This is a genomic window from Kiloniellales bacterium (assembly GCA_030066685.1).
Classification (GTDB): Bacteria; Pseudomonadota; Alphaproteobacteria; order Kiloniellales; family JAKSBE01; genus JAKSBE01.
In genome coordinates, this window is sequence record JASJBF010000040.1 from 98,035 (window position 1) to 109,592 (window position 11,558).

10 protein-coding genes are annotated in these 11,558 nt (G+C 69.1%); 3 read left to right on the forward strand and 7 right to left on the reverse strand.

Translation table 11 applies throughout. The features are described from left to right. Positions 1–2 precede the first annotated feature (2 nt). Together gyrB and QNJ30_22735 are read left to right on the forward strand one after the other, a co-directional pair. A complete protein-coding gene (gene gyrB / locus QNJ30_22730) occupies positions 3–2,441 on the forward strand; it encodes a DNA topoisomerase (ATP-hydrolyzing) subunit B (protein ID MDJ0946276.1) in 2,439 nt (812 codons plus the stop codon). Between the two features lie 150 nt (positions 2,442–2,591). Then, entirely contained in the window at positions 2,592–4,601 is a 2,010-nt protein-coding gene (locus tag QNJ30_22735; protein MDJ0946277.1) for a PBP1A family penicillin-binding protein, read from the forward strand. 21 nt (positions 4,602–4,622) lie between these two features. Here the strand turns inward: QNJ30_22735 and QNJ30_22740 are convergent, their stop codons facing one another. The 7 genes from QNJ30_22740 to QNJ30_22770 all read right to left on the reverse strand — a co-directional run bounded on the left by QNJ30_22740 (position 4,623) and on the right by QNJ30_22770 (position 11,019). After that, positions 4,623–6,380 carry a monovalent cation:proton antiporter-2 (CPA2) family protein gene (locus tag QNJ30_22740; GenBank protein ID MDJ0946278.1) on the reverse strand — a complete coding sequence of 586 codons (1,758 nt, stop codon included), beginning with the start codon at positions 6,378–6,380 and terminating at the stop codon, positions 4,623–4,625. A gap of 20 nt (positions 6,381–6,400) precedes the next feature. After that, a complete protein-coding gene (locus tag QNJ30_22745) occupies positions 6,401–7,045 on the reverse strand; it encodes a SprT family zinc-dependent metalloprotease (protein MDJ0946279.1) in 645 nt (214 codons plus the stop codon). Positions 7,046–7,156: 111 nt separating this feature from the next. Continuing rightward, positions 7,157–7,657 (reverse strand): GNAT family N-acetyltransferase, encoded by a 501-nt coding sequence (locus QNJ30_22750; GenBank protein ID MDJ0946280.1) that lies wholly within the window; start codon positions 7,655–7,657, stop codon positions 7,157–7,159. Between the two features lie 51 nt (positions 7,658–7,708). After that, positions 7,709–8,311, reverse strand: a complete 603-nt coding sequence (locus QNJ30_22755) for a gamma carbonic anhydrase family protein (GenBank protein MDJ0946281.1) — start codon at positions 8,309–8,311, stop codon at positions 7,709–7,711. A 9-nt stretch (positions 8,312–8,320) separates the two neighbouring features. Next, positions 8,321–9,202 (reverse strand): methylated-DNA--[protein]-cysteine S-methyltransferase, encoded by an 882-nt coding sequence (locus QNJ30_22760; GenBank protein MDJ0946282.1) that lies wholly within the window; start codon positions 9,200–9,202, stop codon positions 8,321–8,323. 119 nt (positions 9,203–9,321) lie between these two features. Continuing rightward, positions 9,322–10,026: an SDR family oxidoreductase gene (locus QNJ30_22765; GenBank protein MDJ0946283.1), complete on the reverse strand. Its 705-nt coding sequence runs from the start codon at positions 10,024–10,026 to the stop codon at positions 9,322–9,324. Positions 10,027–10,137: 111 nt separating this feature from the next. Further along, entirely contained in the window at positions 10,138–11,019 is an 882-nt protein-coding gene (locus QNJ30_22770) for a LysR family transcriptional regulator (GenBank protein ID MDJ0946284.1), read from the reverse strand. A gap of 123 nt (positions 11,020–11,142) precedes the next feature. On the opposite strand from QNJ30_22770, the gene QNJ30_22775 reads away from it, so the two are divergent. Further along, positions 11,143–11,558: cytochrome P460 family protein (locus tag QNJ30_22775; GenBank protein ID MDJ0946285.1), on the forward strand; the 416-nt coding region annotated here is incomplete at its 3' end.

The following is an 11,558-nucleotide window of genomic DNA, read 5'->3' on the forward strand; positions in this document are numbered from 1 at the left end:
TCATGACCGACGAAACACGATCCAACAACGGTGGCAACGGCGACTACGGTGCGGAGTCGATCAAGGTCCTGCGCGGCCTTGAGGCGGTGCGCAAGCGTCCCGGCATGTACATCGGCGACACCGACGACGGCACCGGCCTGCACCACATGGTCTACGAGGTGGTCGACAACGCGATCGACGAGGCCCTGGCCGGCTATTGCGACGCGGTCGAGATCGTCCTCAACGGCGACGGCTCGGTCACGGTCAAGGACAACGGCCGCGGCATTCCGGTCGACATCCATCCCGAGGAGGGCGTCTCGGCGGCCGAGGTCATCATGACCCAGCTCCATGCCGGCGGGAAGTTCGACCAGAACTCCTACAAGGTCTCCGGCGGCCTGCACGGCGTCGGGGTCTCGGTGGTAAACGCCCTGTCGAAGTCGCTGGAGCTGCGGATCTGGCGCGACGGCCGCGAACACGCCATGCGCTTCCTGGACGGGGAAGCCGAGTCGCCGCTCGCCGTCGGCGAGCCCGCACCCGATCGCAGCGGCACCGAGATCACCTTCCAGCCCTCCGAGGCGGTCTTCACCAACACCGAGTTCGACTTCGACACCCTGGAGCACCGCCTGCGCGAGCTCGCCTTCCTGAACTCCGGCGTGAAGATCCGCCTGGTCGACGACCGCCATGCCGAGGAGAAGGCGGTCGAGCTGCACTACGAAGGCGGCCTCAAGGCTTTCGTCCAGTACCTGGACCGGACCAAGACCTCGCTGATCGAGGAGCCCATCACTTTCGCCCTGGAGCGCGACGGGATCGGCGTCGAGGTCGCGCTGCAGTGGACCGACAGCTATCACGAGACCATGCTCTGCTTCACCAACAACATCCCGCAGCGCGACGGCGGCACCCACCTGGCCGGTTTCCGCGGCGCGCTGACCCGGCAGATCAACGCCTATGCGGCGGACTCCGGCCTGGCCAGGAAGGAGAAGATCGCGCTCAGCGGCGACGACGCCCGCGAGGGCCTGACCTGCGTGCTCTCGGTCAAGCTGCCGGACCCGAAGTTCTCCAGCCAGACCAAGGACAAGCTGGTGTCCTCGGAGGTCCGGCCGGTGGTCGAGAGCGTGGTCAACGAGCGCCTCGGCCAGTACTTCGAGGAGCACCCCAACGAGGCCAAACGCATCGTCGCCAAGGTGGTCGAGGCGGCGGCCGCCCGCGAGGCGGCCCGCAAGGCGCGCGAGCTGACCCGGCGCAAGGGCGTGCTCGACGTCTCTAACCTGCCGGGCAAGCTCGCCGACTGCCAGGAGCGCGATCCCGGGCGGGCCGAGCTCTTCATCGTCGAGGGCGATTCCGCCGGCGGCTCGGCCAAGATGGCCCGCGACCGCAAGACCCAGGCAATCCTGCCGATCCGCGGCAAGATCCTGAACGTCGAGCGGGCGCGCTTCGACAAGATGCTCTCCAGCCAGGAGATCGGCACCCTGATCACCGCGCTGGGCACCGGGATCGGCAAGGAAGAGTTCAACATCGAGAAGATCCGCTACCACAAGATCATCATCATGACCGACGCGGACGTCGACGGCAGTCACATCCGCACCCTGCTGCTGACCTTCTTCTTCCGGCAGATGCCCGAGATCATCGAGCGCGGCTACCTCTACATCGCCCAGCCGCCGCTCTACCGCGCCAAGAAGTCGGACTCGCTGCGCTATCTGAAAGACGACCGGGAGCTCGAGGCCTTCCTGATCGAGAGCGGCGTGCGCGACGCTGTCCTGTTGGGCCAGGACGGCGCCCAGGTCGCTGCGGGGGCCTTGACCGAGCTGGTCGAGCACGCGGTCCGGGCCCGGCACCTCATGGCCAACCTGGTCAACAAGGTCGGCAACCGGGACGTGGTCGAGCAGGCGGCCATCGCCGGCGCCCTCAATCCGGACCTGATCCCGGATGCCGAACGGGCCGCCCAGGCGGCGGGCTACATTGCCCGGCGCCTCGACGCCCTGGCCCCGGAGCACGAGCGCGGCTGGATCGGCGAGGCGGCGCCCGACGGCGGCCTGGCCTTCCGTCGCACCCTGCGCGGCTTCACCGAGCGCCGGGTGATCGACGGCATCCTGATCCGCAGCTCGGAGGCCCGGCGCCTCGACGGGATGGCGGAGGAGCTGCAGGAGACCTACCAGAGCCACGGCGAACTGCAGGCCAAGGACAAATCCTACCGCATCACCGGGCCCAACAGCCTGGTCGAGGCCGTCTTCGAGCTGGGCCGCAAGGGCATCACGATTTCGCGGTACAAGGGCCTGGGCGAGATGAACCCGGACCAGCTCTGGGAGACGACCTTGGATCCCAACGTCCGCTCCCTGCTCCAGGTCCGGGTCAAGCAGGTCGACGAGGCCAAGGACATTTTTGCAACACTCATGGGCGATGTTGTCGAGCCGCGTCGCGAATTCATTCAGACCCATGCCCTGGAAGTTGCCAATCTGGACGTCTGAGACCCAGCGCGGCGGCGGGGCCGGACGATCCGGTCACAGCCCTGCCACATTGCTGCCCTGTCTTGGACGCGGCGCGGGCCTATCTTGAAAGCAGCGGCCCAGACCCAAGATTGGGCCTGAGGCTTGGAGCGGCAGAACCAGGGGGTCGACTTGGCAGGGACCAAGCGGAAACAGCCGAGTATCCGACTTCGTAGCGACAGCAGACCGAGCTGGCAGCGCCGGCGGGCCCCGAAGCGGCGGGTCGGGCGCTGGCTCCTGGTCTGGACCGGGGTGATCGCGGTCTGGGGCCTGGTGGCGCTCGGCGGCCTGGTCGCCTACTACGCCTACGACCTGCCGGACGTCGCCCAGATCGCCGCCGCCAACCGCGCGCCCAGCGTGACCCTGCTGGCCGCCGACGGTTCGGTCCTCGCCAACTACGGCGAGCTCTACGGCGAGGCGGTCGACGTCGGCGACCTGCCGCCCCACGTGCCCCAAGCGGTGATCGCGGTCGAGGACCGGCGCTTCTACAGCCACGGCGGGGTCGACGTCTTTGGCCTGGCGCGGGCGATGCTCGCCAACATCCGGGCCGGCCGGATCGTCCAGGGCGGCTCGACCATCACCCAGCAGCTGGCCAAGAATCTCTTCCTCCAGCCGGACCGCACCTTGCGCCGCAAGGTGCGCGAGGTCCTGCTCGCCTTCTGGCTGGAGCGGAAGTTCTCCAAGGACCAGATCCTGACGCTCTATCTGAACCGGGTCTACTTCGGCGCCGGGACCTACGGGGTCGATGCCGCCGCGCGGCGCTACTTCGGCAAGTCGGCGAAGGAAATCACGCTCTACGAGGGCGCCGTCCTGGCCGGTCTCCTCAAGGCGCCCTCGCGCTACAATCCGACCCGCAACCTGGGTGCCGCCGAGGGCCGGGCGCAGCTGGTCTTGCAGGCAATGGTCGAGACCGGCTTCATCGGCGAGGCCGAGGCCATCGCCGCATTGACCAAGAAGACCAACCTGGCGTCGATCGCCGGTTCCGGGACCCGCTACTTCGCCGACTGGATCCTCAACGAGGTCCGCAGCTATGTTGGCTACAGCGACCGCGACCTGATCGTCCAGACCACCCTCGACCTGCCGCTGCAGAAGGCCGCCCAGGAGGAAGTCCGCAAGACCCTGGAGCAGGACGGCGAGGGCCGCGAAGCCAGCCAGGCGGCCATGGTGGTGATGACCCCCGACGGCTCGGTGCGGGCCATGGTCGGCGGCCGGGACTACGGCGAGAGCCAGTTCAACCGGGCGACCCAAGCGCTGAGGCAGCCGGGCTCGGCCTTCAAGCTCTTCGTCTACCTGGCGAGCTTCGAGGGCGGCCTCTATCCGGACCGCCGCTTCGTCGACGGGCCGATCCGGATCGGCCGCTGGTCGCCCAAGAACTACGCCGACCGCTACTACGGTGAGGTCACCCTGCGGGAGGCCTTCGCCCGTTCGCTGAACTCGGTCGCGGTCCAGGTCTCCCAGGCGACCGGCCCCGACACCGTGGCCGACACCGCGCGGCGGCTCGGCGTCACCAGCGATCTCGACCCCCAGCCCAGCCTGGCGCTCGGGACCTCGGAGGTTTCCCTGCTCGAGCTGACCACCGCCTACGCGGTCTTCGCCAACCGCGGCTTCGGCGTCTGGCCGCACGGCATCAAGGAGATCCGCGACTCTTCGGGCCGGGTCGTCTACCGCCGGGTCAGCAGCGGCGCCGGGCAGCTGGTCCGCGCCCGCCAGGTCGACCAGATGAACGACCTGCTGCGCGCCACCGTGGAATGGGGCACCGGCAAGGGCGCCAAGTTCGAATGGCCGGCGGCCGGCAAGACCGGCACCAGCCAGGGCTTCCGCGATGCCTGGTTCGTCGGCTTCACCGCCTCGATGATCGCCGGCGTCTGGGTCGGCAACGACGACGGGGCGCCCATGAAGGGTGTCACCGGGAGCAGCCTGCCGGCCAAGCTCTGGGCCCGGGTCATGCGCCGCGCCCTGCAGGACAAGGAGCCCGAGCCCCTGCCCATCGGCGACATCGCCCAGGCGCGCGGGCCGGAGCCGTCGGGCGGCAACTTCATCAAGCGAATCCTCAGCGATCTGGTGGGCGGCTCGGCCGAGTCCGAGCGGCCGGCACCGGTCGAGCCGGTCCAGCGCCGGAGGTTCTTCGGCCGCGACGACTGACGATCGTCGCTCGGCGTCCGGTCAGTCGTCGGCGGGCAGGTCGTAGGGCGTGTTGAGCTGGTCCAGGCCGGCCAGCATGCCGTCCTTCTGCTGCAGCATCAGGCGCTCCTGGTCCCGGTGCCGGAACTGTTGGACGATGTGCTCGACCGTGTCGGCCTCGCAGCCCAGACGGCGGATCCCCTCGCTCGCCAGCAGGACGCTGGACTCGAAGGTCTCGCGCACGAAGTAGTCGACGCCCAGCTCCAGAAGCTCCATCACGTGAACCCGATCGAAGGCCCGGGCCAGGAGCAGGGCGTTGGGGCAGCGGTCGCGCAGCGCCCGCGCCGCCGCGCTGCAGGCCGCGCGGTCGTTGACGCAGATGAAGATGGCCCGCGCCCGGGTGGCGCCCGCCGCCTCCAGGACGTCGAGCCGGGTGACGTCGCCGAAATAGACCTTGACCCCGAAGTCGCGCGCGATGCGGATTCGCTCCGGATCGCGATCGATGGCGGTCACCGCGTAGTCGCTGGCGCGCAGGATCTGGGCGACGATCTGGCCGACCCGTCCATAGCCGACCACCAGGACCTCGCCGCCGTCCGCGGCCGAGACCGGCTCGAGGTCGTCGGTCCCGGGCTTGGCGAGGGCCTTGATCAGGGCCTCGTGCACCGCGCCGAGCAGCGGCGTCAGCGCCATGGAGATGATCACGGCGGCGGTCAGGAGCTGGGTCAGCTCCGCCTCCATGACTCGATTGGCGACGGCCACCGTAAACAGCACGAAGGCGAACTCGCCGCCCTGGGACAGGGTCACGGCGCTGCGCTGGGCATCCAGGTTCGCGGCCCCGAAGAGCCGGGTCAGGGCATAGATCAGGACCACTTTGACCGCGATCAGGCCGGCGACCGCCGCGGCAATGACCCCGGCGTTCTCGAGCACGAAGCGCCAGTCGACGGACATGCCGACGGCGATGAAGAACAGCCCGAGGAAAAGGCCGCGGAAGGGATCGATGTCCGCCTCCAGCTGGTGCCGGTACTCGGACTCGGCCAGCAGCACCCCGGCCAGGAAGGCGCCCAGAGCCATCGACAGGCCGGCCCAGGCCATGACCAGCGATGCCCCCACGACCAACAGCAGGGCCGATGCGGTGAAGAGCTCGCTGGCCCGGGTCAGGGCGATGATCCGGAAGAAGGGGTTCAGCAGATAGTGGCCGACCAGCAGGACGCCGGCGATGGCACCGATCGCCTTGCCCGCGCCGAACCAGTCGAAGCCGGCGGCCGCCTCCTCGCCCGGCGCCAGGATCGGAATCAGCGCCAGCAGGGGCACGATGGCAAGGTCCTGGAACAGGAGGATGGAGAAGGAGAGGTTGCCGAAGCGGCTGTTGAGTGCGCCGCGCTCGTCGAGAATCTGCAGGGCAAATGCGGTCGAGGACAGGGCCAGGGCGAAGCCGGCAACCAGGGCCGGGCCGAGCGGCAGACCGACTGCCAGGCCGATGCCGGCCAGCGCAGCGCCGGTGATTAGCACCTGGGAGAGACCGAGGCCGAAAATTTCGTGACGCATGGCCCAGAGCCGCTGCGGCTTGAGCTCCAGCCCGATGACGAAAAGCAGCAGCACGACGCCGAACTCGGCGAAATGCAGGACCGATTGCGGATTGCGGACGACGCCCAGAAGCGACGGCCCGATCACCGCGCCGGCGGCTAGGTAACCGAGCACCGATCCAAGGCGCAGGCGCTTGAAGATCGGCACGGTCAGGACCGCCGCGCCCAGATAGATCGTGGCATCGACCAGAAGCCCGCTGCTTTCCGGTACTGCCAACCCGGACCTCCCTCGCCCGATCAGCCGTAGCGCATCAGACCGTTGCCGTTCTTGGCCAGCCAGCGCCGCGCCGTAGGGGCGTCGGGGCAGAGGCGGTCGACGATGCGCCAGAAGCGGCGGCTGTGGTCCATGTGGACCAGGTGCGCCACCTCATGCGCCACAACGTAGTCGAGGATCGCTTCCGGGGCCAGGACTAGGCGCCAGTTGAAGCGCAGCCGGCCGTCGGAGGAGCAGCTGCCCCAGCGGCTCTTCATCTCCCGCACCGTGATCTTGCCGGGCTTGCGATCGATGGCTGCGGCCAGGTCATGGGCCTTGGGTGCAATGGTCTCGCGCGCCTCGCGCTTGAGGAAGTCGGCGACCCGCCGTGCCAGATGCTCGGGCCGGCCCGAGACGAAGACGCGGTCGTCCTGGCACCAGGCGCCGCCCCGGCCCTCGGGGAGGTGGTGGATCACGTGCGGACGGCCGAGCAAGGGGATCCGGGCGCCGGGGGCGAAGGGAATCCGGGGCGGCAGGCCGGCGAGCTTTGATTCCAGCCAGTCGGCGTGCTTGCTTGCGAAACGCAGCCCCGTCTTGACCGAGATTCCGGGTGGTAGGGTCAGGCGGACCCCGCCTCTAGCGCCGTCGATCGCCAGGGCGATGTGGCGCGCGCGCGGATGGACGCGCACGGCGAGGGGGACCTCACGGTCACCGACCCACAAGATGTTGGGTGCCTTTCCGTCCCGAGGCATGTATTTGGTATAGCGAGCGCGGAATCCGGCGGCAAGTATCGGATTCGGCTAGCCCTCGGGCTCCGCCTGCCCAGCCAGCGCCGCAAGGGCCGTGCCGTCGAGCTCGAGGATCCGCGCGTCCTCGTCCCGGGCGCCGAGGGCGGCGTAGAAGTCCCGCGCGTTGCGGTTGGCCGAGACCACGCCCCACCACAGACTGACCGCTCCGGTCGCCACGGCCTCGGCCGCGACCGCGGCAAGCAGACGGCGGCCAAGGCCCCGGCCCCGCAACTCCGGCTCGACGAAGAGATCGACCAACCAGAGGCCCCATCCCGGCTTGTCCGAATTGTACTGCGGATGATAGAGCGCGTAGCCGACGACCCGGGCCCGGTGCTCGGCAACCAGAAGCGAGAACCTCTGGGTGCCGTCGAAGCCGTCCCGCAGGATGCTGGCCTCGGTGAAGTTCTCCGGCAGGCCGTGTTGCAGGTTCAGCTTGTTGCCCAGCACAGCGACCGCGGCGGCGTCCGCGCGGACCGCGGGACGGATCCGGAACTCTGGCGACGAGGTCTCCATGGCGGCGCGCAGTCTACGCCCGCCGCGGCGTCCCGCAAGTCCGCCGCGCTCTCAGAGAATACGGTCGTCGCTGTGCTTCTGAAGGAAGGCCGTGTAGCGCCGGGTGATCTCGACCATGTCGAGGCTGCCGTCCGGCAGGCGGGCGACGCCGAAGCAGGTGCCGGAGAAATCCAGGCCCTTCTGGATGGCCCAAATGGCGTCGTGCTCACCCGGCGGCAGGATCTCGGCCGGATCGCCGACGGCGACCCAGCCGATCGGCACCACCGCACCTTCCGGCAGTCGGCTGTTGACGTGCAAGGTGCCGTTGATGCGGACCGCGGCCCCGGCCTCGACCCGGGCGCCGTTGAAGACGGAGCTGCGGGTTGCCAGGAAAGCCCGTTCCGCGACGCTGCAGCCGGTCAGATAGGCGCCGGGGCCGACCAGGACGTGATCGCCGATTCGGGTGGGGTGGCGCCTGCTGGCCCGAATCACGGCGTTCTCCATGATCACGCAGCTTTCGCCGATCTCAATCGGGCCGCCCTCGGCGGTGATGACGGCGCCGAAGCCGACGCAGCTGCCCGGGCCCAGGCGCACCTCGCCGCTCAGAACGGCGGTCCGGGCGACCTGGGCCGTGGCATGGACCTTCGGGGCCTTGCCCTGGTGCTCGATCAGCATGGCGAAGGCCTAGGCCGGGCTCTGCTCGGCCTCCAGGCGCAGCAGCGCCCGCTTGCGCGACAGGCCCCAACGGTAGCCGCCCAGGTGGCCGTCCTCGCGCAGGGCCCGGTGGCAGGGGATGACGATCGACACCGGGTTGGTCGCGCAGGCGCGGCCGACGGCGCGCTGTCCCTTGGGCACGCCCAGGGCCTCGGCGATCTCCGAGTAGCTCCGGGTCTCGCCGTAGGGGATGGCGCCCAGCTCCTGCCAGACCCGGCGCTGGAAGGCGGTGGCCCGAACGTCCAGGGGCAGGTCCAGGTGCGGCGCGTCGCCGGCGATGTGGGCGAGCACGACCTCCAGGGTCGGCGCCAGGGCCTCGTCGTCGCGCTCCAGAACCTCGGCCTGGGGGAACTCCGCCCGGACCTCGGCTTCCAGCTCGCCGTCGTCCTCGCCCAGGCAGAGGAAGCAGATACCCTTGACCGTGGTCGCGACCAGCAGGCGGCCCAGGGGCGAATCGACCAGGGCGTAGGTGATGCGCGCGCCCTTGCCGCCCCTGGCGTAGGAGGCCGGGGTCATGCCGAGGTGATGGGCGGCACGCTCGTAAACCCGGCTGGCCGAGCCGTAGCCGGCGCCGTAGGTGGCACTGGCGACCGACTCGCCGCTCTTGAGCTCGGCACGGAAGCGCTCGCTGCGCCGGGCGTCGGCGTAGTCGCGCGGCGAGACGCCCATGACCCGCTTGAAGACCCGTTGCAGGTGCCAGGGCGAGATCCCGGCCTGGTCGGCCAGGGCGGCCAGGGTCGTCGGCTCGCCTTCCTGGGCGTCGATGTGGGCGCAGATCGCCCGCACCAGGTCGACTTGCTGCGGCGGGGCGGTTTCGCTCCTGGCCTTGGTCATCCTCTCCGTTCCCGACATGACTCCATCTCCTTCAAGTCTGACAGGGCCCGAGGATGCGCGAAAGGATCCCCGCCAGCTATCCGGAGTTTGCACCGGCGGCCAGCCGCTGCAATGCCTTGGAACCAGGACTTTTTTGCTCAAACCGAGCGAGTGATTCCGCCATCGACCCGAAGGTTCTGGCCGGTGATGTAGCCGGCGTCGTCGGAGAGCAGGAAGGCCGCGGTCTTGGCGATCTCGGCGACCGTGCCGTAGCGCTCCATGGGGATCCGGCTGCGGAAGATCTCCTTCTCCGGCAGGCTGTCGATGAAGCCGGGCAGGATGTTGTTCATGCGGATGCCGGCGGGGCCGTAGCGGTCGGCGTAGAGCTTGGTGAAGGCCGCCAGGCTGGCGCGGAAGGCGCCCGAAGTCGGGAAGAAGGACTCCGGCTCGAAGGTCGCATAGGTCGAGATGTTGACGATCGCGCCCTTGCCCTGCTGTTCCATCGTCGGGGTCACGAGGCGGCAGATCCGCACCACGTTGAGGAAATAGGTCTCCATGCCCAGCTGCCAGTCGGCGTCGCTGATCTCCAGCAGCTCGCCCTTGGGCCCATGCCCGGCGCTGTTGGCGACCGCGTCGATGCGGCCATAGCGCTCCAGGGTCGCCGTCACCAGGCGCTCCAGGTCCGCCGGCTCCAGGTTGGAGCCGGTGATCCCGATGCCGCCCAGCCGCTCGGCCAGGGCCTCGCCTTTGCCCGAGGACGACAGGACCGCCAGGCGATAGCCTTGTGCGGCCAGTTCCTCGGCGATGGCGGCGCCCATGCCGCTGCCGGCGGCGGTGACGATGGCGACGGGTCCTTCGGTCATGATCCTGCCTTCCGGTTTGCTTCTTGTTTGCTCGAAAGCCAGCACCAGAAACCGGGACAGGTCAAGCGGGCCCGGTCGAAGGGTTGCGCCGAGGGATGGGACGCCGGATCGCTAGCCCGATATCCAGGACGCCGCCCGGCAGGCGGCCAGGAAAGCGGCCAAGGGGGGCGAGTGCCGGCGGCCGGCGACGGTCACCAGTTCCACCTTGCGGTCGATCTCGGGCTCGGTGACCGGGCGAAAGGCGAGGCCGTCGACCGTGATCGAGTACTCCGGCACCAGGGAGACGCCGAAGCCGGCCTGGACCATTGTCTGGATCCAGTCTTCCCGCTCGCTGCGGTAGGGCACGGTGATCTCGATGCCGCGCTGCATCAGCATGTCGAACCAGATGCTCCGGAACTCGCAGTTGAGGCGATCGAGGTATTGCTCCCCGGCGATCTCCGCGATCGGCACCGCGTCGAAAGCGGCGAAGCGGTGCGCGGGCGGAAAGATCACGACCATGCGCTCGCGGTAGAGCGCCTCGCAGTCGAAGCGTTCGTGGAGCGGCGTCGGCAGGCCCAGGAGCGAGGCGTCGAGGTCGCCGTCCAGCAGGCCGCCGGTCAGCTCGCCGGGGGTGGTCTCGTGCAGATCGATCTCGATCCCCGGATGATCGGCCCGGAAGGCCGCCAGAAAGCGCATCAAGCGGGCCGGGCCGATGGTGCACATGACCCCTAGTCTGAGCATCGCGTTCTCAAGGCCGAGCACCTGCCGGGCGGCCTCCTTCGCCGCCTTGGCTTCGTCGTCGATCGCCGTGAAGCGATCCCGCATCACGCGGCCGAGCTCGGTCAGGTGGGTGCGGTTGCGCTCCCGGTGGAACAGGGGCCCGCCGAGCTCCTCTTCCAGGGCCTTGACCGCTTTCGTCAGGGCCGGCTGGGAGACCCCGCAGTTCTCGGCCGCCCTGGTCACGTTGAGAGTCTCGCAGACCTCGAGGAAGTAGCGGATCTGCCGCAGGTCCATCGCGCTCTACCTGAACCGCCGTGTTTCGGGGTTATCGAATCGATGAACCATAGGAATTTCAGCGCGGGAGGTCGAGCTTCCATCCTCAAGGCCTGTCCGAAACAGGAGTCGGGAGCCAACAGGATGACACGCCATCGACTGTCCCGCGGCCTTGGCGCCCTCGCCGGGGCCTTGGCGCTATCGCTGCTGCCTGCCGCCGGCGGCGTCGCCCAGGAGGGCTACAAGCCCAGCTTCACCGCTGCCGGCGAGCTGAAGCTGCCGGAGGACCACATCTGGCGCGAATGGCCGACGATCGGCACGCCGCTGACCCCCAACGCCCTCAACGGCGGGGCGGCGGCCTTTCCGGAGTTCCACCTCGTCTACATCGATCCGGAAAGCTTCGCCCACTACAAGAAGACCGGGGCGTTTCGCGAAGGCACGGTGATCGCCAAGGAGCTCGCCGGGGTGCGGGCCCCGGACGGCGCCCATCCCGACGGCTCGACCGACGAGGTCAGCGGGCGGGGCTACTTCATGGGCGAGTTCAACGGCTTCGAGATCAC

Bases quoted from the DNA above. Each gene is read 5' to 3' on its own strand.
- gyrB (MDJ0946276.1), top strand. From the start codon at position 3: ATGACCGACGAAACACGATCCAACAACGGTGGCAACGGCGACTACGGT.
- QNJ30_22750 (MDJ0946280.1), bottom strand. From the start codon at position 7,657: ATGGAGACCTCGTCGCCAGAGTTCCGGATCCGTCCCGCGGTCCGCGCG.
- QNJ30_22755 (MDJ0946281.1), bottom strand. From the start codon at position 8,311: ATGCTGATCGAGCACCAGGGCAAGGCCCCGAAGGTCCATGCCACGGCC.
- QNJ30_22760 (MDJ0946282.1), bottom strand. From the start codon at position 9,202: ATGTCGGGAACGGAGAGGATGACCAAGGCCAGGAGCGAAACCGCCCCG.
- QNJ30_22765 (MDJ0946283.1), bottom strand. From the start codon at position 10,026: ATGACCGAAGGACCCGTCGCCATCGTCACCGCCGCCGGCAGCGGCATG.
- QNJ30_22770 (MDJ0946284.1), bottom strand. From the start codon at position 11,019: ATGGACCTGCGGCAGATCCGCTACTTCCTCGAGGTCTGCGAGACTCTC.